Source organism: Paenibacillus sp. FA6 (genome assembly GCF_051550225.1).
In the GTDB taxonomy this organism is placed as follows: Bacteria; Bacillota; Bacilli; order Paenibacillales; family Paenibacillaceae; genus Paenibacillus_AQ.
Genome location: NZ_CP188820.1, coordinates 1,215,940 through 1,237,508 on the forward strand (window position 1 = coordinate 1,215,940; position 21,569 = coordinate 1,237,508).

A 21,569-nucleotide genomic window follows, 5' to 3' on the forward strand; every position below is an offset into this window, starting at 1 on the left:
CAATGGAACTAATTACGCAAGGTTTCCCGGTTTTTCTGCTTATTTTTTGTCGAATTACATCATTTTTTGTTGTAGCTCCCGTGTTTTCATCCAAAGGAGTACCTAATACATTTAAGATAGGGATAGCATTTTTTATCAGTATATTGATCTATCTGACTTACGGCATAAATCAGACTGTTGTACAAGACATGACTTATGTTTTACTCATTGTTAGTGAGGTTATGGTAGGATTGCTACTTGGTTTTGTCGCATATTTGTTAATTACAGTTATTCAGACAGCTGGTTCATTTATAGATATACAGATTGGATTCGGAATGGCCAATGTGCTAGATCCGATGACAGGTGTGTCCGTACCTATGCTAGGTAATTTCAAATATATGATCGCAATGCTACTCTTTTTGAGTATGAATGGTCATTTGCAATTGATTGATGCTATTACTCAAAGTTATGAGTGGGTGCCCATATCTAATGATTTTTTTTCAAAGATATATAATGGCAACATTTCAGAATTTTTAATTAGAACATTTAGTCAATCTTTTGTGTTAGCTTTTCAAATGGCTGCTCCATTAGTCGTAGCACTTTTTTTGACGGATATCGGTCTTGGATTTTTGGCAAGATCTGCCCCTCAATTTAATATTTTTGTCATTGGAATACCAGTGAAGATATTTCTTGGATTGGCTATGTTATTGCTGATTGTTCCTAGTTTTTCATATATATTCAGCAGCTTGTTTGAGATCATGTTCGAATCATTGCACAATTTGCTAGGGATCATTGGGAGTCAGCCAAAATGAGTAGTATGGAGGAAAGTAACGTGTCCTTTAGGTATCCTCTAGATTTACAGTTGTTTGCTGGAGAGAAAACAGAAAAAGCAACTCCCAAAAAACGTCAGGATACGCGTAAAAAGGGACAGGTTGCAAAAAGCCCTGAAGTTGCCGGTTCTGTAACGCTTTTATCAGCAGTTCTCTGTCTTCTTATATTTGCTGGATATTTCAAAGACAAATTTGTACATTTGTATACGGATGTATTCATGAATCGCTTATCTACGGATGTGACCATTGATAATGTGATGATGATATTTAGAGAATACGGTATACAAATATTGATACTACTGGCTCCGCTTTTTTTTACGGTTTTTATAATGGCTTTGGCAGCTAATCTTCTACAGGTCGGTTTTTTGCTATCTGGTGAAGGGCTTAAAGTGCAGTTCAATAAATTGAATCCGCTCAAAGGGCTCAAAAATATATTCTCCATGAAATCATTAGTTGAATTTGCTAAATCCATATTCAAATTAACGATTATTGGTTATCTAGTTTACAGTACTTTATGGGCTAGTAAAGTAGAAATTGCCTCGCTTTCGCAAATTAACATTGAGACTACGTTGATATTTATGTCTAAACTCACAGTGAATTTAGGCATAAAAGTAGCCATTGCATTATTTGTACTAGCTATTATGGACTATATCTTTAAACGATATGAACATGAAAAAAGTATAAAAATGTCGAAGCAAGATATTAAAGATGAGTACAAGAACATAGAAGGAGATCCATTGATTAAAGGTAAAATTAGAGAACGTCAGCGTAGGATGGCTATGCAACGTATGATGCAAGAAATTCCGAAAGCAGATGTTATTATAACGAACCCAACACACTTTGCGATCGCATTGAAATATGATGCAAGTAATATGGAAGCTCCAACTATTATTGCTAAAGGTCAGGATTATGTAGCTCTAAGAATTAAAGAAATTGCCAAGGATCACGGCATCATTACTATGGAAAATAAGCCTCTGGCTCGCGCGCTGTATCAAAGGGCAGAGATCGGAGATTCGATTCCTGCAGATTTGTTTCAGGCCGTGGCTGAAATATTGGCCTATGTATATAAATTAAAAGGTAAAACCTAATAAATGTGGGATTGGAGGAAAGAGGCCCTTGAAAATTAAAGATATCACTGTCCTGACAGGAGTCATCGGTATTGTACTTATGATGATTCTTCCAATCCCGGCGTGGTTACTTGATATTTTACTCGTAATCAATATTTCACTTGCACTCATGATCTTATTGATCTCTATGAATACTAAGGAAGCGCTAGAGTTTTCCATCTTCCCTTCGGTTCTATTGATTACAACGTTATTCCGACTTGCATTGAACGTGTCAACAACCAAGTTAATTCTTACTCATGGTGAGGCTGGTAAAGTTGTTGCAACATTCGGTAGTTGGATTGCAGGTGGACAAATTGCTATTGGATTTATTGTATTCTTAATTTTAGTTGTGGTTCAATTTATTGTTATCACTAAAGGTTCTGAGCGTGTAGCCGAGGTTGGTGCTCGATTTACGCTAGATGCAATGCCAGGAAAGCAAATGAGTATTGATGCGGATTTGAATTCTGGGCTAATTAATGAGAAGCAGGCAAGGGAACGACGCAGTAAGGTTGAACGTGAGGCAGATTTCTATGGTTCTATGGACGGAGCCAGTAAATTTGTCAAAGGGGATGCCATTGCAAGTATTATTATTTTGATTATTAACTTAGTTGGCGGATTTATTATTGGGATGACCATTCATGGAATGTCATTCCCCGAATCTCTTTCTACATACTCTATTCTAACGATTGGTGATGGACTTGTTAGCCAAATTCCTGCTCTTCTAATTTCAACAGCTGCTGGTTTAATTGTGACTCGTGCTTCATCGGATGGAAATCTAGCATCAGATTTAACGAATCAATTATTCGCTTATCCTAAGTTGATCTACATTGTAGGCGGAACGATTGCCATGCTTGGTTTCTTCACGCCAATCGATTGGATTACGACATTACCTGTAGCGATTTTATTGATACTAGCTGCAAGGAAGATGGAACAGAATGTGACTAAGAAACAGTTATCTGAGGAACAGATGGAAGAAGAACAACAGATTGAAGAGGTTAGAAGCCCAGAGAGTGTTATCAATCTACTTCAGGTAGACCCTATTGAATTCGAATTTGGATACGGGCTTATACCCTTGGCGGACGCTCAACAAGGGGGAGATTTGCTAGATCGGATCATTATGATTCGTCGACAATGTGCACTCGAACTGGGTTTGGTGGTACCTGTTATTCGTATACGCGACAATATTCAACTAAAACCGAATGAATACATCATAAAAATTAAAGGTAATACCGTCGGTGGTGGTGAATTATTACTTAATCACTACTTGGCTATGAGTCCTGGTTATGATGATGAATCTATTTCTGGAATCGAAACTTTGGAACCAGCATTTGGACTTCCAGCATTATGGATTGATGAAATTACTAAGGAACGTGCTGAGTTAGCAGGGTATACAGTGGTAGACCCACCCTCTGTAGTAGCAACTCATTTGACTGAATTAATCAAGAAGCATGCTCATGAATTAATTGGTCGTCAAGAGACACGGACACTAATCGACAATTTAAGAGAAAGTTATCCTGTACTTGTGGATGAACTTATTCCTTCCGTTTTATCCGTCGGTGATATTCAAAAAGTGTTGGCTAAGTTACTTCGTGAGAAAATCTCTGTACGTGATTTAGTTACGATCTTTGAAACCTTAGCTGACTGTGGAACATACTCAAAGGATCCTGATGTCCTTACAGAGTATGTGAGGCAGTCCCTATCTCGACAAATTACGCAACAGTATTCACAAAAAGGTGAGACACTAAAAGTCATCACTGTTGGACCTACGTTAGAGAAGAAGATCTCAGATAGTGTGCAACAAACGGAGCAAGGAAGTTACCTTGCTTTGGATCCGGTGTCTGCACAATCGGTTTATCAGAAAATAAATGAACAAATCAATCGATTGCTGCAATCTGGACAACAGCCTATATTCTTAACTTCGCCAACGATAAGAATGTACTTGCGACAAGTGATCGATCGAACTATGCAGGATATACCCGTCCTTTCGTATAGTGAATTAGAACCAAATGTAGAAATACAAAGTGTCGGAGTGGTGAATCTATGAGAGTGAAACGTTACATCGTCGATCATATGCCGGAGGCCATGCAACGAATCCGCGTGGAATTAGGAAGTGATGCGGTCATTCTTAGTACAAAAGAATTAAAGGTTGGCGGATTTCTTGGAATGTTTCAGAAGAAGAAGATCGAAGTTATCGCTGCAGTTGAAAAGGACTCACAAGTGAAGTTAAGCAAAAAAGTGAGTTCAAATCATTCTGTTGCACCAACATTGAATATTCCCGTGAGAGCAGTTCCAGAGGCGTATCAAAGAACGAATGATATTCTCAAATCGAGTATGAAGGCCAATCATGTACAGCAAGATGCTGATATTGATTTACCCGGGAAATATTTAGTGGAACCAGAGGAAAAGCTGGATGTTGTGAGTGATACGAATCCATCATTCCCAGCGCGACACCATGAAGCGGAGCTAGTACAGCGAAAACGGGATACGGAAGAACATCTCCTCAAGGAAATAAGAGAGATGAAATTATGGATGGCCAAAATATCGCGACAATCTATGATGAAACAAGAACTGCCACCATCATTGGAGAAACTACAAAATCGATTACTGCAGCAAGAAGTTGACGAGCAATTGAGAGAAGAGTGGATGAATGCTGCATTCGATTATTGGGAGGAAAGCGGACGTTCACGAAGTGATGTAGAACTAGAGGATTTCATTCGCGCAAAGGTTACATCATTCCTCTCAAACCGATTAGGTGGTGGAATAGGCATAAATACGAAGATTGTTTATGTTGCAGGTCCGACTGGTGTTGGTAAGACAACCACAATTGCCAAGCTTGCGGCAGAGCAGTTGTTTCGACATCATCGCAAGGTTGGATTCATCACAGCAGATACTTACCGAATATCTGCTGTAGAACAACTTAGAACCTATGCGTCGATTTTAAATGTACCGTTAGAGGTGGTCCAATCACCCGCTGATCTCAAAAGAGCAATGAAACAACTTGACTATTGCGATCTGATTTTAATGGATACAGCTGGAAGGAATTATCGGAACGAATTATTGGTTTCAGAACTTCAAAGTTTACTTACACACGAGAGTGATAGCGAAACTTACTTAGTATTGAGTCTAACTTCTAAAGCTCAAGATATGAAAAAAATTACGGAGCATTTCAGTGAATATGGGCTTGATAAAGTAATATTCACCAAGCTAGATGAGACAGGCAGTTACGGAGCTATATTTAATTTGATTTATGACTTTCCAATTCATCTTTCTTATTTGACAAATGGGCAGAATGTCCCAGAGGACTTGATAATGCCTAATGATCAAATGCTTTGTAACCTTTTGTTGGATGAGGGAGAAGAGGAGTTATGAATGACCAAGCTCACTCTTTAAGAAAACTTATTTCAATACGAGAGAAGGCACGATCCCAAGGGAAACCGATAAATAAAGATGTATCAACAGCAAAATTCATTACGGTTTCCAGCGGTAAGGGTGGCGTAGGGAAGTCTAATTTCACATTGAACTTTGCACTTACATTACTGTCATATGGCAAAAAGGTATTAATCTTCGATGCTGATATAGGCATGGCTAATATCGATGTGTTAATGGGGACTTCTACTAAATATAACTTACATCATCTGATCCGACGCGAAAAAAGTATTCATGAGATTATTGCGAAAGGACCTAATGAGTTGAGCTATATTTCAGGTGGTTCTGGTATGTCTGATCTCATATCATTATCTGAGCATGATATTCATTACTTCACAAGTCAGATTGAACAGGTAGCGAATCAGATGGATTACATTATTTTTGATACAGGTGCAGGTCTATCCAAAGCCAATATACAATTTATTACGGCTGCTGATGAATGTATTATTGTGACTACGCCAGAACCTACATCGATTACAGATGCCTATGCATTGATTAAAGTTGTTCATGGTATTGACCCTAATGTCGCTTATCAGATGGTTATTAATCGAGTGGACGATGAAATAGAGGCTACATTTACAGCTAGCAAAATCAAATTAGCAGCAAAAAGGTTTCTGGATATCGAAATTCCAATGCTTGGGTATATAAGGGATGACTCACATGTTGTTCAAGCAGTGAAGAAACAAATACCTTATTCCCTAGCATTTCCTAATAGTATTGCTTCAAAGGATATTCAACGTCTTACAAAGCTTTATACCAATACTTCTTCTGCTTCAGAAGTAGAAACTTTGACGGGAATCAAAGGATTTATGCATAAGTGGCTGCAACGAACAAGATGATTTTCCTGTAAATACGGAGTGGGAGGTATGAATATAATGCAATATAAGGTCGTTGTTGTGGACGATTCTCCTTTTATGCGAAAGATCATATCTGATCTTATTGAAAGAGATCCATTATTTAAAGTTGTGGGTACAGCCACTAATGGCTTGGAAGCTTTAACGTTAGTGAAGAAGCTCAAACCAGATATTGTCACAATGGATGTGGAAATGCCTGAAATGAATGGTTTGGAAGCATTGAAAATCATTATGAAGGACAATCCGATCCCAGTTATTATGCTATCCGGTATTAATGAGGATGGGTTACGAGAGACCATACTAGCGCTGGAGTCAGGAGCATTCGACTTTATTCGAAAGCCTTCTGCAGTTGTTTCAAATGATATTGTTCAAGTTGGGGAAGTACTTCTTGAAAAAATGAAGGCAGCTATGCATGCTAAAGAAAGAAGAATTGCTAGGAAAGCAGAAGAACTTGCGAGATCCGAGAAAAAGGTAGAGCCAAAAAGGAAATTAGAACCAATAAATAGGACAGATGCCCTACCTGCGAATATAGTATCTCGCAAGAAAGAAGTTTTGCCGAAAGCGAATATGAACACTAAACAAGTAACTCGAAATGGTATAATAAATGATAAGGTTACAGATGAAAAGCCAACGAACTCAACAAAGCAGAAAAAGCCAACTGCGAAGATACCTGCTCCTACTAAACCTTTATGGGCAATGGGCAGCGAAACAAGTCAATTCCAACATTTAATTGCCATTGGTTGTTCTACCGGTGGACCTAGAGCATTAAAGGAAGTGTTGGAGAGAATGCCTGGAGATTTACCAGGACCCGTAGTGATCGTACAGCATATGCCACCTAAATTCACGAAATCACTTGCACAGAGACTCAATACATTTAGTGCTCTTGAAGTAGTGGAAGGAGAGCATGGCATGGTCTTGAATAGGGGGTATGCTTATATTGCACCTGGTGGTTATCAAATGAAGATTGAACAATCGTCTGTTGGTCATTATGAGATATGTTTAACAGAGGAAGAGCCTCGCAATGGGCATCGACCTTCTGTAGAAGTGATGTTTGACTCATTGCTACCATTCACACTGCTGAAACGTCATCTGGTTCTATTGACGGGTATGGGAAGTGATGGTGCACAAGCAATGAAACGTCTGTATGAATCAGGTGTGACCGATACCTATGCTGAAAGTGAAGAAACTTGTGTTGTCTATGGTATGCCACGGTCAGCAGTGGAACTGAATTGTGTGAAACATATTTTACCGCTCCAAGAAATTCCGCTTCAGCTTATTCAAACACTGAAATAAAGGCAAGCGAACTCATAAGGGAGGTGCATCTCAATGGACATGAATCAATATTTATCAATGTTTATTGATGAGTCGAATGATCATCTACAATCGTTAAATGAAAAGATGCTTGAATTGGAAACTAGTCCAAATGATTTGAGTATTGTTCAAGTTATTTTTAGATCGGCACATACGCTTAAAGGAATGGCGGCAACCATGGGATACGAGGACCTAGCGTCTCTTACACATCAAATGGAAAATGTTCTCGATTTAGTTCGTAATGAAAAACTCGCAATGCAAGATTTTATATTTGATACCCTTTTCAAAAGTTTGGATGCTCTTGAATCTATGGTTGAGGATATTACAAATGGGGGTACGGGTAAATCTGATGTATCTGCCATAGTGACTTCATTACAGGCTATTGTACGTGGAGAGACGCTAGACCAATCGAGTGTGGAGCTAGTCGGATCAACATCCAATACAGTTCAATCTGTTCAGTTGGATGAGTATCAGTACTCTGTATTGGATCAATCTATCGCAGAAGGTCATCGTGTACTTTATTTGGAAGTGTTCATTCGTGAAGATTGCCAATTAAAAGCTGTACGGGCCTATATGGCATTTGATTTATTGGAGGGGCATGGTGAAGTTATTAAATCACAGCCTTCCGTACAAGATATTGAACAAGAGAAATTCGATCGCAGCTTTTCACTTTATTACATAACACAAAAAAGCGCAGAAGAAATAGAAAGAATGGTATTGAACCTGTCGGAGATTGATAAGGCCAGCGTTATTGAACTGGATCAAGAGTCTTTGAAGTTAATGGGAGATGTCAATCATTCTGCTAGAGATATTGCCGCAACTGTTGAACTGAAAGAGACCCCTGTCATTGAAACGGTAACTCTATCTACGCAAACATCAGTAGAACCTATCAAAACTGTTGCTAAAGAGGCTACTAAAATAGGTAATGGTACTCCCTCACGCACAATACGTGTTGATATAGAACGTCTTGATGTTCTTATGAATTTATTTAGTGAGTTACTGATTGACCGTGTCCGGTTGGAGCAATTAGCCAGTGAAGCAAATAATCATGAGTTAACAGAAACCGTTGAACATGTGAGTCGTGTGAGTTCCGACCTTCAGAATATTGTATTGAAGCTTAGAATGGTACCTGTGGACACTGTGTTTAATCGCTTTCCAAGGATGATTCGTGATTTAGCTAAATCACTAGATAAGAAGATTGATTTAGTGATCACAGGGGCTGAGACAGAATTAGATCGTACAGTTATTGATGAAATTGGAGATCCATTGGTCCATTTGCTTCGAAATGCGGTTGACCATGGAATTGAGCCGATTTCAGATCGGCTTGCCGCAGGTAAAGCTGAGACTGGAACGGTGAACTTACGTGCTTTTCATAGTGGGAATCATGTGTTTATTGAGATTGAAGAAGATGGGCGAGGTATTTATCGTGAGAATGTTCTCAAATCGGCCATTAAGAAAGGTGTCGTAACTGTAGAGCAAGGAGCGGCTATGACAGATGAAGAAGTTTATCAGCTTCTGTTTGCTGCTGGATTTAGCACGGCTGAGGTTATTTCCGATGTTTCGGGGCGTGGCGTTGGTCTGGATGTTGTCAAATCGAAAATTACAGCTCTTGGTGGGAATGTCACTATTCATTCAATTCCAGGAAAAGGAACTAACTTCTCAGTTCAATTGCCGCTAACGTTATCTATCATTTCTGCAATGCTTGTTCAATTAGGATCAGAGAAATATGCTATTCCTCTTACATCCATTGTAGAGACCGGCATTATTAAAAAGAATCAAATTCGAACAGTTCATGGAAACAAGATGATAGAGTTCCGTGGTAGCCATATTCCATTGATTTCTCTAAGTAAGTTATTTGATATAACTGATTTCGATGAGAGTCAAGAAGATGAGACTGAGATCATCGTTATTCGAAAAGGAGATCGGATGGCTGCTTTAACGATTGAAGAATTTATAGGACAAAATGAGATCGTGCTGAAGAGTCTAGGTAAATATCTACCGCAGATTAAAGGTGTTTCAGGTGCAACTATTCTCGGAGATGGACAGGTTGCTTTAATTATAGATCCAAACGCATTCATTAAATAACGAATGAGCTGCGAACCCACTGGATACAAGGAATAGGAATTTATTAGGAGGTTATTGATATGGGAGAAGATATTAAAGTTATCGTATTTAAATTAGGAAACGAAGAGTACGGTATCGAAGTAGAAAAGGTTCAGACTATTGAACGTATGCTACCTATCACACGTGTCCCCAAAACATTCACTTTTGTAAGAGGTGTCATTAATTTACGTGGTGTTATTATTCCTGTTATTGACTTGCGTGGACGATTCAGTCTTCCACTAGTCGAATATAATGAAAATACACGTATCATTATAGTAGCTGTCAATGATATGGAAGTAGGATTTATTGTCGATTCGGCAAATGATGTTATCGATCTGAATACAGATCAAATTGCGAATCCACCTGAGGTTGTAGGAGGGATTAAAGCTAAATATCTTCAAGGCGTTGCAAAAATCAATGATGAGCGTCTTTTGATTATGCTTAACCTTCCTGAAGTACTGAATAAAAGTGAGATTATTCAATTGGAAAGCATAGAGGAATAGTGATGGATGCCTTTAAGCATTTTAAAGAATTTAAAATGGATGTCCTTAAGGAAATAGGAAATATTGGTGCAGGTAATGCCGCTACTGCACTTTCCTGTTTGCTTAATAAGCCGATTGATATGGCGGTTCCTAAAGTTAAGATTCTGAGATTTGAAGAGGTATCCGATGTTGTTGGAGGGGCGGAACAAGTCGTCGTGGCCATTTTTTTCAGGGTTGAAGGTGATGTGCCTGGAAACTTATTCTTCATCCTAACTATTGAATCGGCGAAAAGCTTGTTGAGACGTCTGGCAGGAATTGATGTTGCTGAAGATGGTACCTTTAATGAAATGGAAATATCTGCACTAAATGAAATTGGGAATATATTGACGGGTTCTTATCTTTCTTCTCTTGCTGATTTCACGAAGTTATCGATGTATCCGACAGTGCCTTCGTTAGCCATTGATATGGCTGGAGCTATATTGAGTTATGGACTTCTGCAGTACGGTGAAATGGGTGACGATGCACTTCTCATTGACACAAAATTTGTAGAAGGAAATGAAGAGGTTGACGGTCAATTCTTTCTGATCCCTGATCCGGATTCCTTTTCAAAAATATTCAAATCACTAGGAGTGCCTCTTGGAAATGATTGATCAAAAAATTGTGAAAGTATCTATGGCTGATTTAAACGTGATTCAACAAAATGGACTTATCCGAACTTCTGGTTTAGGTTCTTGTGTAGGGCTTACAATGTATGATCCAGTCCTTCATATTGCAGGAATGGCACATGTTATGTTACCTACCTCTTCCATTGCGCGGGATGGCGAACTGAATGTTGCTAAATATGCAGATACGGCATTACCCACCTTATTAGGGGAGTTACTTAAACTAGGCTCAAGAAAATCCAATCTTGTTGCTAAAATGGCTGGTGGTTCACAAATGTTTGCCTTTGGTGGAAATAACGATACGATGAGAATTGGACCAAGAAATACAGAATCGTGCAAAGCTAAATTGAAGGAACTAGGCATTCCACTTATTGGTGAGGATACTGGAGGGAACTATGGCAGGACCATTGAACTTGATTGTAGTACAGGAATATTATACATCCGTAGTGTACAAATGGGTGCAAAGGAATTGTAGCGATGATAGGGAAATTACGAATTAATTTATTAATAGGTGCGTTGGGATTTATAATTACATTTCTAACTTCATCCATAAATAATCTTTTTATGACAAGTGTTATAAGAGCTTTGGGTGCTTTTGCTATATGGTTTGTATTAGCGATAGTGTGCAAATGGGTATTAAGTATTATGACTTCACAGCCTAATGATGAGTCATGGGGAGAGAAAGAAGCAGAATCAGAATTAGTGAGTGATCAACGGGGAACTCGATTTGATTTAACCTTACCCAATGATACTGAAGAATTAAATGATCTGTTAAAACCGAAACCTGAATCATCTAATGGGGGCGACCTTGGATTTATGCCGCTGAATCCACCAAAATTGGTTTCTGCGCAAGATCCTGAACAATTAGCTAAGGCGGTTCGTCACCTGACAGAAAAATAAGGGGGGTGAGATCACTTGAACGAGCAGAAAATTTCTAAATTGAATCATCTAGAATTATGGGAGTTATGGAAAGAGCATGGCGATATTGAAGCTAAAAAGAAGTTAATTGAAAATCATTTGCATATTGTAGATTATGTTTCAAGTCGATTGGCTATTGGTCTTCCCAAAAATATTTCTAAAGACGATTTGGCTAGTAATGGGGTTATGGGTCTCATAGATGCTATCGATAAATTTGATTATAAACGGGGTTTTCAATTTGAAACCTACGGTTCATGGCGTGTTCGTGGGGCTATTCTGGATTCGTTACGTCAGGGTGATTGGGTGCCACGTTCCGTCCGTGAAAAAGCTAAGAAAATTGAAGAAGCTTTTCAACACTTGGAGCAAAGTAATCTTCGTTCTGTAAATGATTCGGAGATGAGCGAATACCTAGGGTTAACTGAAAAAGAATATCATAATATGCTGCAGGAAGTAGCCGTTATGACGTTATGTTCACTAGAAGATCCAATCCGAGAGGAAGAATCAGAGACTCGTTTAAGCATGCTGATTGATGAGAATGCGAAGAATCCTGAGTATAAGGTTAACGAATTTTATTTGCAAGAAGCATTAGTAAAAGGTATTGATAAACTCACAGAAAAAGAACGTACAGTGGTATCACTTCTATACTTTGATGATCTATCACTTAGTGAGATCGCAGAAGTGATGTCTCTTTCACCTTCCCGAATTTCGCAACTTCACTCTAAAGCAATACTTAGACTGAGAGGGACCTTGGAGAAGAATAGAGAATTATTAATGGGTAGCAGCTAAAGAGTTCTTGTTAATTGCAATAGATTAGTGCATTAAAGGAGGAGTTAAGTTTGACGGATCGTATTTCGCTTGGATCGTATTTAACTGTTTCTATTTCTGACGATAAAACTGTGGCATACCTTCAGTTCTCAAAAGAAGATGATAAATTCAAATGTACAATAGAAGAACTTGAACAGTTCATTCAACATCAGCGTGTTAAGTACGGCATTGACCGTAATATACTCCAACAAATTGCAGATCATCCTGAGCGATTTTATATAGCTAGAACTCCTGTTGCTTATGGCCAGAAACCTATTGATGGTGTCGATGGACAAATTGAGGTTCTATTAAAAGTATCTGATGATAAAAACCTTAAAGATTCGGAAACAAGTCAAGAGAAAGTGGATCATAAGGAAGTAAACAATCTTAACAACGTACGTAAAGGCCAGATTATCGCCAAACGAACAGCTCCTGAACCTGGTGAAAATGGGACTTCAGTTACAGGTGAAGTCATTGCATTTAAACCAGGTAAGGATGTTAAATTTAAAGCAGGTAAGAATGTCATTGTGAATGGAGAACAAACGGCATTGTATGCCGCTCTTGATGGAATGATTACTATTACTGAGAAGAAAAAAATTAACGTGTTCCCTATATACGAAGTGAATGGGGATGTGGATTATAGTATTGGGAATATCGATTTTGTTGGTAGCGTTATCATTCGTGGTAACGTATTAAGTGGATTTAGAGTTAAAGCAGCTGGAGATATTCGGGTAATTGGTGGCGTTGAAGGTGCTGAACTTGATGCTGAAGGATCCATTGATATTTCAAGTGGGATTATTGGCTACAACAAAGGATATGTGAAGGCTGGACACAATGTGAAAAGCTCATTTATTCAGGAAGGTCATGTTACTGCAGGAGAAGATGTGATTGTATCTCAAAGTATTATGCATTCTAATATAAGAGCCGGGAGAAATGTAATCTGTAATGGAACCAAAGGGCTGATAGTGGGTGGAAATATTCAGGCAGGTGAGAAAGTCATCGCTCGGACTGTGGGGAATTCCATGTCTACGGTTACTGGTATTGAGGTAGGTGTTGTGCCTACATTAAGAAATGAACTTGCAGATCTGCGGAATCAACTCAAATTACAAATTGATCATTCAGAAAAAACGGAAAAGGCATTGAACCTGTTAAATTTACTAGCCTCACAAGGGCAATTAACACCTGACAGAGTAGCTATGCGTGTTAAACTGAATGTAACTCAGAAATCTCAGATCAATGAGCTATCCCAAACAAAAGAACGGATTCTTGAGATTGAAAAGTCTCTTGAAGATACGAATAAAGCTCGAGTGGATATTATCAGAACCATTTATGGGGGTTCAAAAATTGTGATTGGAAGATATACCCGGTTCGTAAAGGATACTTCTGAAAGAGTCTCCTTTTATTATACCGATGGAGATATTTCAATGATTCCCTACGTATAGTGGACTTTCAATGGAAGTGAGAAAGTTGTATTCTATTATTATAGAATGAGGTGGATATCGTGAGTATGAAATCGGTGGAATTGCAAATTGCTGTGCCGAGAACCCAAGAAGCAGGGAAAATACAAAACGAGATGCAACAACGATCTGGCCAAGACCAATCTTTTTTGACAAATCAACAAATAAAAGAAAGTCGTGCTATGCAACAACGGAGTAATGGCGTTGATCAGACTGAGAATTCCATCTTACGGGATGGAGGGAAAGAGCAACAAACATCACAAGAAAATGCTCATTCCCAATCGAATCAAACAGAACTACAATCTGAACAACATCCAGCGGAGCACCCGTACAAGGGACATCATATCGACTTGTCCCTTTAAATGTTGGATTGAATAGATCATAAGGAGACTAGAAGCTTTGGAACCATGGATTATTATTATCATGTTAGGGGCTGCGGCATTGATTTATGCAGTAATGCTTCCTAGAAAGAAAATAGACAAGACATCTTCGGAACTTATGGTAAAAGAAGTAGAGTCGACTTTAGAACAATATATGGCGGATATCGAAGCGGAAAACGATACGTTGGTTGAACTAGTTGGTCAAATGAAAAAAGAAACCACGACTAGGCAGACGATATTGGAAGAGAGTCTAATTGAAATGCAACAGAGATTATTACTTGTAGAGAAACAGTCAGCGGAGTATGAATTACGTCTCGCAGAGATCAAGCAGGACAAGATCCTTCATGCGTCTACACTAGCTGAAATGCAAACCGCTGCTACGGAAGTCATTACCTTGCCAGAATTAGAAGAATCTGCTGCAGATTCTGAACCAGTGAACTCTATCAAACAACGTTATTCTGAAGTCTTTGAATTACATGAGCAAGGGAAATCAATTGATGTCATTGGTAAGTTGATAGGAATACAGCGTGGTGAGGTTCAGCTTATTCTACAACTGGCGAAACAGGAGGGAACACTATGATGAGGAGTCGTTCATTCATGAGCGGGTTAGGCGTTGGCCTTATCATTGGTGCAGCTCTGCTTCAGTTGATGATCATTGGTGAGGGGCAGGCCTCATTAGTGAATACACAATCTGACGCGATCTTAACTAAAGAACAATTAGAAGAGAAGGCGGAAGCGTTAGATTTAAAGGTTGTCGAATTATCTGAACAATTATTGACAGAGGAAGAATGGAAGCAACTAAAGCTTGAGGAAAGTTCCAATTTACAGGGGAAGGGTATTGAGACACCTAATCAGGGTGAACCAGCGGCCACACCTGTTGAACCTTCTGCTCCAATAGAACCAAAGGGAAAGAATACGACTTCCGATACGCAATCACCAAAGGAACCAATCGTAGAACCTACGAATACGGAGATCATCAAGTATAAGATTGAAAAGGGAAAGAGTCTGACAGATGTAGCAGTGGGTCTAGAAAAGGTAGGCGTGATATCTAATAGAGACCAGTTTATTAAAGAGGCTTCTAAACAAAAAATAAATACAAAGATTCTAGAGGGGCATTACACTTTCACCAAAGGGGAAAGCTATGAATCTATCATATCTAAAATCCGAATAGAATCGTCTCGCTAATGTGTATAAAGTAGCAGGCGATTTTTTTAATGCGATATTGGAATCTTCTTGATGGATGAACTATTGCATCGATATAGAACTTATGGTATATTAATTGACGGTGTTAAAAACACACGCTAAGTGATTCCTATGAGGGTGCTTTCTTATTTGAATAGAAAGTCTTAAAGGGAAATGATCGTTGGCGGAGGAAAAAAAACCAATAATAGGAGGTGCGTGAAGATGGGAGTAATATCCATGAAGCAACTTTTGGAAGCAGGGGTACATTTTGGTCACCAAACTCGCCGCTGGAACCCAAAGATGGATCGTTATATCTTCACAGAAAGAAACGGAATTTACATCATTGACTTGCAAAAAACGGTTAAAAAGGTAGAAGAGGCTTACAACTTCGTTAAAAGTATTGGCGAAGAGAATGGGACTATTCTATTCGTAGGAACAAAGAAACAAGCACAAGATTCCGTGAAAGAAGAAGCTGAACGTTGTGGAATGTACTACATTAATCAACGTTGGTTGGGCGGAACTCTTACCAACTTCGAAACGATTCAAAAACGTATTAATCGTTTGAAGGAACTTGAGAAATGGGAAGAAGACGGAACATTTGATGTTCTACCTAAAAAAGAAGTTATCCTTCTCCGCAAAGAGAAAGATCGTCTTGATAAATTCCTAGGCGGTATCAAGAACATGAAAGGCCTTCCTAGTGCCCTATTCATTATTGATCCTCGTAAAGAACGTATTGCGGTTGCAGAAGCTCGCAAATTGGGTATTCCAATCGTAGGTATCGTAGATACTAACTGTGATCCAGACGAAATTGACTATGTCATTCCTGGTAATGACGACGCTATTCGTGCTGTTAAACTCTTGACTGGTAAAATGGCTGATGCCATTGTTGAAGCTCATCAAGGCGAAGAAACAACAGCCTAATATTTGATTAGGTAATTCATAAAAAGTGAATTAAAATGAAAAGGGTGGTTGGCAGGTGGATAACCTCTCACTGCCCTTTTTTTAAAATAATGATGAATACAAACGATATGCGATAATAACAATATTATATTGGAGGGTGTAATCAATGGCAGTTAATGCTAGTGCAGTGAAAGAACTTCGTGAAAGAACAGGCTCAGGAATTTTGGATTGTAAAAAGGCTCTCGATGAAACAAATGGAGATGTTACAAAAGCGATTGAGTTTCTTCGTGAAAAAGGATTAGCAGCTAGTGCTAATAAAGCAGGACGTATTGCTACTGAAGGTACTGTAGAATCATATATCCATGCTGGTGGTAAAATCGGTGTTCTTGTAGAAATTAACTGTGAAACGGATTTCGTAGGTAAAACGGATCAGTTCAGAGAATTCGCTCGCGATATTGCTATGCAAATTGCTGCTACAAACCCACGTTATGTTCGTCGTGAAGAAGTGCCGCAAGAAGATGTTGAGAAAGAAAAGGAAATTTTGAAGGCACAAGCTTTGAATGAAGGCAAGCCAGAGAAAATCGTTGATAAAATGGTTGAAGGCCGTATTAGTAAATACTATGAAGAGTTCTGCTTGATGGAACAATCTTACATTAAAGATCCTGACAAAACGATCGCAGCTGTCTTAAATGAAAAAATCAATACAATTGGTGAAAACATTTCGATCCGTCGTTTTGCTCGTTTCGAACTTGGTGAAGGTTTGGAAAAGAAAGTAGACAACTTTGTAGAAGAAGTAATGGCACAAGTTAAACAATAATAAACAGTCTCATTTGATGTTATAATAATAGTCATAATGAAGAATGGAACACGTAGTGTTCCTTCTTTTTTAACAATAGATTTGCAGTGCGGCGCCGACTTTATAGCGCTTTCTCAAAGTGGGAGGTTAACATTGGAAAAGCCAGTATTTAAAAGAGTGGTCTTAAAAGTCAGTGGAGAGTCTCTCGCAGGTCCAAATGGGTATGGCATTGATGCTGTAACCATCGTTTCTATCGCAGAACAAATTAAAGAAGTAGTGGAACTTGGTGTTGAAGTCGCAATCGTATGTGGTGGCGGCAACATCTGGCGTGGAATCGCTGGAAGCGCTAATGGCATCGATCGAGCGACTGCCGATTATATGGGGATGCTAGCAACAGTAATGAATTCATTGGCACTTCAGGATGCATTAGAGCAAATTAATGTCCCTACAAGAGTTCAGACCTCTATCGCGATGCAACAAATTGCTGAACCTTATATCCGACGTAGAGCTATACGTCATTTAGAAAAAGGTCGCGTTGTTATATTTGCTGCAGGTACAGGAAATCCATTCTTCTCTACAGATACAACGGCTGCTTTACGTGCAGCAGAGATTGAAGCGGAAGTCATCTTGATGGCGAAGAACAAAGTGGATGGCGTATATACAGCAGATCCTTTTAAAGACAGTACAGCCGAGAAATTTGAGCAGTTGACCTATATGGACATGCTTAACAAAAATTTGGGTGTCATGGACTCTACCGCATCATCTCTATGTATGGACAATAATATCCCACTTATCGTATTTGCAATTACGGAACTTGGGAACATAAAACGTGTCGTATTAGGTGAGAAAATAGGAACCATTGTTAAAGGGAGTGTAGACTAATGCCACAAACTATTAAAAAAAGCGGTGAAGATCGTATGGAGAAAGCGATTGGCGCTCTAAAGCGTGATCTTTCTTCATTACGTGCAGGTCGTGCTACACCAGCATTGCTTGATCGCATTCAAGTGGAATATTATGGGGCTCCGACGCCTCTTAGTCAATTAGCTAACATTAGTACGCCAGATCCTCGTACACTAATGATTCAACCTTGGGATAAAACGTCATTATCTGATATAGAACGAGCTATTTCAAAGTCGGATCTTGGAATAACGCCATCTAATGATGGTTCATTAATTCGTCTATCTATACCAGTTCTAACAGAAGAACGTCGTGTTGAGCTTGTTAAAACGACAAAAAAGTTTGGTGAAGAGGCAAAGGTAGCCGTTCGTAATATACGCCGCGATGCTAATGATGACATCAAGAAATTAGAGAAGACTGATATATCCGAAGATGAGTCTCACAGACATCAAGAAGATATTCAAAAGATGACGGATAAATATATTGCCGAAGTCGACAAAGTTCTCTTGGCAAAAGAAAAAGAGATCATGGACGTATAAGAGACTTATGGCCCCTCCTATTATGGTGGGGTTTGTCTATTTATAAAATAATGTCTTCAACTTGCAGAAAGTGGCTTGGAGGAAATGGAATGATCAAACGAATTCGATCATGGTGGAGGCACAAAGATAATCCTAACGTGGTGGAAATTACCTCGGAAAATATTCCTCAGCATGTCGCGATCATTATGGATGGAAACGGTCGCTGGGCGAAACGTCTTGGTTTACCAAGGATTGTTGGGCATCAAAGCGGAATGAAAGCTGTGAAACGTGCTACAATTGCTGCAGACGAGCTAGGCATTAAATATTTGACGATGTACGCTTTCTCAACGGAGAACTGGAAACGACCCAAAGATGAGGTTGATTTCCTGATGCGACTTCCCCAGGAGTTTCTCGCTATTGAGCTGGATGAATTAATACAAAAAAATGTGCAAATCCGTATGATGGGCGATAAAGAAGGATTACCTAAACATACTTTGGATGCTATGGAAAAAGCGATCAAACTTACGGAAAATAACGATGGTCTTGTGCTTAATTTTGCGCTGAATTATGGTGGTCGTAAAGAAATAACAGATTGTATGTCAATGATTGGACGAGAGATTGAAGCAGGTAGATTGAGAGCAGAAGAAATTAACTCTCAATGGGTCGAAGATCATTTGCAATCAACAGGTCTACCAGATCCTGATCTCTTGATCCGAACAAGTGGTGAAATGAGAGTTAGTAACTTTATGTTGTGGCAGTTGGCATACAGCGAATTATGGTTTACCGATATTTACTGGCCGGAGTTCAATAAGAATCATTTACATGATGCTGTTGCTGAATATCAGCGAAGAACAAGACGTTACGGCGGGCTGTCATAACTCAAGTAGAGGATGAAAACTGTTGAAACAACGACTAATTACCGGTATTATTGCAGGAATTATTTTTCTGGGATTTTGTGTGATTGGAAACATGCCATTTCATCTTCTTGTTCTTGGTATGTCCCTGATAGGATATTATGAATTTGTAAGAATGATCAAAGTGCGTCCTTTCAGTGGAATAGCTACGCTGGGATTTTTAGGTGTTTTTATGATTATGTTTCCTTGGAAGCTATTAAAGATAACATATACGCCACAATGGGAACTGATTTGGATCCTGCTGTTTTTGCTGATGTTAATGACCGTATTGTCCAAGAATCGCATTAATATCGCGCAAATATCACTGCTTTTACTAGGTGTACTATATATTGGAAGTGGGTTTTACTTCATTGCAGAATCACGACATGCTGCGGATGGCTATGGATTATTTTGGACCTTCTTATTGCTCTTTTCGATTTGGGCAAGCGATGCGGGTGCCTATTTTGTAGGTAAACAATGGGGACGTAACAAGCTTTGGCCTGCGATCAGTCCCAATAAGACGGTGGAAGGTGCGCTTGGAGGAATTATAATTGCTATACTGATTGCACTTATTTTTGCTGCTTGTTCTGGGGGATTATTAGGATACGGCAGAGCAGTGCTTATTGGACTTACATGTGCTGTAATTGGACAACTTGGGGACTTGATACAATCTGCTTACAAACGAGCATATAACATTAAAGATTCAGGTAAATTACTACCAGGTCATGGTGGGATATTAGATCGCTGTGACAGTTGGATTATTGTGTTCCCATTTGTACATATCGTGATGCTATTGCCTTACTAAGATGAGAGATGGTGCATTATGAAGAAAATTAGTATTCTGGGATCTACGGGATCTATTGGGACACAAACATTGGACGTAGTGTCTGCCCACAGGGATCAATTTCAAGTCGAAGGACTTGCTGCAGGAACCAATACGGATCTGCTGATCCAGCAGGTACTTGAATATAGACCACGTAAGGTTTCAGTTGCAACGAAAGAACTAGCAGACCGCATAAAGTCACAAATCCCTTCGTCTACGCAAATATTTTATGGTGATAGTGGTCTTGTAGAGGTTGCTGCGGGCACAGAAGCTGAAATGGTTGTTACAGCTGTCATGGGGAGTGTAGGGCTCCGCTCCACGATGGCTGCAATCGAAGCAGGGAAACATATTGGATTAGCTAATAAAGAATCATTAGTGACTGCGGGTCATTTAGTAATGTCTCTTGCCAAAGAAAAAGGAGTAAAGATACTTCCAATCGATAGTGAACATTCTGCGATCTTTCAATGTTTAAATGGGGAACGTCGGAAAGATGTTGCGGGAATTACAATAACAGCATCAGGAGGCTCATTTCGAGATTTATCGCGTAATGAGTTAGTCAACGTTACGGTAGAAGACGCGTTGAAACATCCTAACTGGTCGATGGGCTCGAAGATCACCATTGATTCTGCGACGATGGTGAATAAGGGTCTAGAAGTGATTGAAGCTCATTGGCTTTTTGATTTACCGTATGATCAGATCAATGTGCTTCTTCATCCTGAGAGTATTATCCATTCTTACGTGGAGTTCTGTGATAGCAGTATTATTGCTCAATTAGGTAACCCAGACATGCGTGTTCCGATTCAATACGCCTTAACCTATCCAGAGCGTTGGCCATCTCCTACCGGTAGATTGTCACTTGCGGAAGCGGGTCGTCTTCATTTTAAAGAGATGGATTATGTTAGATTCCCATGTTTGCGTCTTGCTTTTGAATGTGGAAGAATGGGCGGGACCGCAACAACGGCCTTCAACGCTGCGAATGAAGTTGCCGTTGCACGATTCTTAAAGCGAGAAATCTCGTTTCTACACATCGAAGAGGTCATTGAGAGAGTGCTTGAACAGCATGTTAATATGACGAATCCTGATTTAGGCTCCATTGAAGAATGTGATCAGCGCTCGCGAGAAATAGCATCAACAATTTAGCCTAACGATATCATCTATCCTTTTTTTTTTAAAAATCCTTCAAAAGTGATTCTCTTGTGTTCGGTCTGAGAATAATGATAATCTAGAAGGACAAACTTCGATCTTAGA

Annotated in this window: 23 protein-coding genes; all 23 read left to right on the forward strand. The window is 39.2% G+C overall.

Translation table 11 applies throughout. The annotated features are described in order from the left end of the window. Positions 1-2: 2 nt before the first annotated feature. The 23 genes from fliR (at position 3) to ACP8HI_RS05760 (ending at position 21,461) form a co-directional block, all read left to right on the forward strand. On the forward strand, positions 3-791 hold the full coding sequence (gene fliR, locus ACP8HI_RS05650; RefSeq protein WP_438350150.1) for a flagellar biosynthetic protein FliR: 789 nt from the start codon (positions 3-5) through the stop codon (positions 789-791). After that, complete coding sequence (gene flhB, locus ACP8HI_RS05655; RefSeq protein WP_438350151.1) at positions 788-1,897, forward strand: flagellar biosynthesis protein FlhB; 1,110 nt, start codon at positions 788-790, stop codon at positions 1,895-1,897. Before fliR ends, flhB begins: the two co-directional genes overlap by 4 nt. Positions 1,898-1,925: 28 nt before the next feature. Then, entirely contained in the window at positions 1,926-3,959 is a 2,034-nt protein-coding gene (gene flhA, locus ACP8HI_RS05660) for a flagellar biosynthesis protein FlhA (RefSeq protein WP_438350152.1), read from the forward strand. Further along, on the forward strand, positions 3,956-5,284 hold the full coding sequence (gene flhF, locus ACP8HI_RS05665; RefSeq protein WP_438350153.1) for a flagellar biosynthesis protein FlhF: 1,329 nt from the start codon (positions 3,956-3,958) through the stop codon (positions 5,282-5,284). Before flhA ends, flhF begins: the two co-directional genes overlap by 4 nt. Beyond that, positions 5,281-6,180, forward strand: a complete 900-nt coding sequence (locus tag ACP8HI_RS05670; RefSeq protein ID WP_438350154.1) for a MinD/ParA family protein — start codon at positions 5,281-5,283, stop codon at positions 6,178-6,180. The genes flhF and ACP8HI_RS05670 overlap by 4 nt, the downstream gene beginning before the upstream one ends. Positions 6,181-6,216: 36 nt before the next feature. Then, positions 6,217-7,488 (forward strand): protein-glutamate methylesterase/protein-glutamine glutaminase, encoded by a 1,272-nt coding sequence (locus ACP8HI_RS05675; RefSeq protein ID WP_438350155.1) that lies wholly within the window; start codon positions 6,217-6,219, stop codon positions 7,486-7,488. Positions 7,489-7,521: 33 nt separating this feature from the next. Further along, positions 7,522-9,591 (forward strand): chemotaxis protein CheW, encoded by a 2,070-nt coding sequence (locus tag ACP8HI_RS05680; protein ID WP_438350156.1) that lies wholly within the window; start codon positions 7,522-7,524, stop codon positions 9,589-9,591. Positions 9,592-9,650: 59 nt separating this feature from the next. Then, entirely contained in the window at positions 9,651-10,112 is a 462-nt protein-coding gene (locus ACP8HI_RS05685) for a chemotaxis protein CheW (protein ID WP_438350157.1), read from the forward strand. A gap of 2 nt (positions 10,113-10,114) precedes the next feature. Continuing rightward, on the forward strand, positions 10,115-10,741 hold the full coding sequence (locus ACP8HI_RS05690; protein ID WP_438350158.1) for a chemotaxis protein CheC: 627 nt from the start codon (positions 10,115-10,117) through the stop codon (positions 10,739-10,741). Next, positions 10,734-11,228, forward strand: a complete 495-nt coding sequence (locus ACP8HI_RS05695; RefSeq protein WP_438350159.1) for a chemotaxis protein CheD — start codon at positions 10,734-10,736, stop codon at positions 11,226-11,228. Before ACP8HI_RS05690 ends, ACP8HI_RS05695 begins: the two co-directional genes overlap by 8 nt. A gap of 2 nt (positions 11,229-11,230) precedes the next feature. Beyond that, complete coding sequence (locus tag ACP8HI_RS05700; protein WP_438350160.1) at positions 11,231-11,653, forward strand: hypothetical protein; 423 nt, start codon at positions 11,231-11,233, stop codon at positions 11,651-11,653. A 15-nt stretch (positions 11,654-11,668) separates the two neighbouring features. After that, positions 11,669-12,457, forward strand: coding sequence for a FliA/WhiG family RNA polymerase sigma factor (locus tag ACP8HI_RS05705; protein ID WP_438350161.1), 789 nt, complete (start codon positions 11,669-11,671; stop codon positions 12,455-12,457). Positions 12,458-12,507: 50 nt separating this feature from the next. After that, complete coding sequence (locus ACP8HI_RS05710; protein WP_438350162.1) at positions 12,508-13,917, forward strand: DUF342 domain-containing protein; 1,410 nt, start codon at positions 12,508-12,510, stop codon at positions 13,915-13,917. A gap of 65 nt (positions 13,918-13,982) precedes the next feature. Beyond that, complete coding sequence (locus tag ACP8HI_RS05715) at positions 13,983-14,294, forward strand: hypothetical protein (RefSeq protein WP_438350163.1); 312 nt, start codon at positions 13,983-13,985, stop codon at positions 14,292-14,294. Positions 14,295-14,331: 37 nt separating this feature from the next. Continuing rightward, positions 14,332-14,892 carry a hypothetical protein gene (locus ACP8HI_RS05720; protein ID WP_438350164.1) on the forward strand — a complete coding sequence of 187 codons (561 nt, stop codon included), beginning with the start codon at positions 14,332-14,334 and terminating at the stop codon, positions 14,890-14,892. Next, complete coding sequence (locus ACP8HI_RS05725) at positions 14,889-15,497, forward strand: hypothetical protein (RefSeq protein WP_438350165.1); 609 nt, start codon at positions 14,889-14,891, stop codon at positions 15,495-15,497. Before ACP8HI_RS05720 ends, ACP8HI_RS05725 begins: the two co-directional genes overlap by 4 nt. A 219-nt stretch (positions 15,498-15,716) precedes the next feature. Beyond that, positions 15,717-16,415: a 30S ribosomal protein S2 gene (gene rpsB / locus ACP8HI_RS05730; RefSeq protein WP_438350166.1), complete on the forward strand. Its 699-nt coding sequence runs from the start codon at positions 15,717-15,719 to the stop codon at positions 16,413-16,415. Positions 16,416-16,560: 145 nt separating this feature from the next. Beyond that, positions 16,561-17,211 carry a translation elongation factor Ts gene (gene tsf, locus ACP8HI_RS05735; protein ID WP_438350167.1) on the forward strand — a complete coding sequence of 217 codons (651 nt, stop codon included), beginning with the start codon at positions 16,561-16,563 and terminating at the stop codon, positions 17,209-17,211. Positions 17,212-17,343: 132 nt separating this feature from the next. Beyond that, a complete protein-coding gene (gene pyrH, locus ACP8HI_RS05740) occupies positions 17,344-18,072 on the forward strand; it encodes a UMP kinase (protein WP_438350168.1) in 729 nt (242 codons plus the stop codon). After that, entirely contained in the window at positions 18,072-18,626 is a 555-nt protein-coding gene (gene frr, locus ACP8HI_RS05745; RefSeq protein WP_438350169.1) for a ribosome recycling factor, read from the forward strand. Before pyrH ends, frr begins: the two co-directional genes overlap by 1 nt. An 89-nt stretch (positions 18,627-18,715) precedes the next feature. Beyond that, positions 18,716-19,483: an isoprenyl transferase gene (locus ACP8HI_RS05750; protein ID WP_438350170.1), complete on the forward strand. Its 768-nt coding sequence runs from the start codon at positions 18,716-18,718 to the stop codon at positions 19,481-19,483. Between the two features lie 22 nt (positions 19,484-19,505). After that, positions 19,506-20,303, forward strand: coding sequence for a phosphatidate cytidylyltransferase (locus ACP8HI_RS05755; protein WP_438350171.1), 798 nt, complete (start codon positions 19,506-19,508; stop codon positions 20,301-20,303). Positions 20,304-20,321: 18 nt separating this feature from the next. Continuing rightward, the gene (locus tag ACP8HI_RS05760; protein WP_438350172.1) at positions 20,322-21,461 is read left to right on the forward strand and encodes a 1-deoxy-D-xylulose-5-phosphate reductoisomerase; all 1,140 of its coding nucleotides are present in this window, start codon (positions 20,322-20,324) and stop codon (positions 21,459-21,461) included. Positions 21,462-21,569 lie beyond the last annotated feature (108 nt).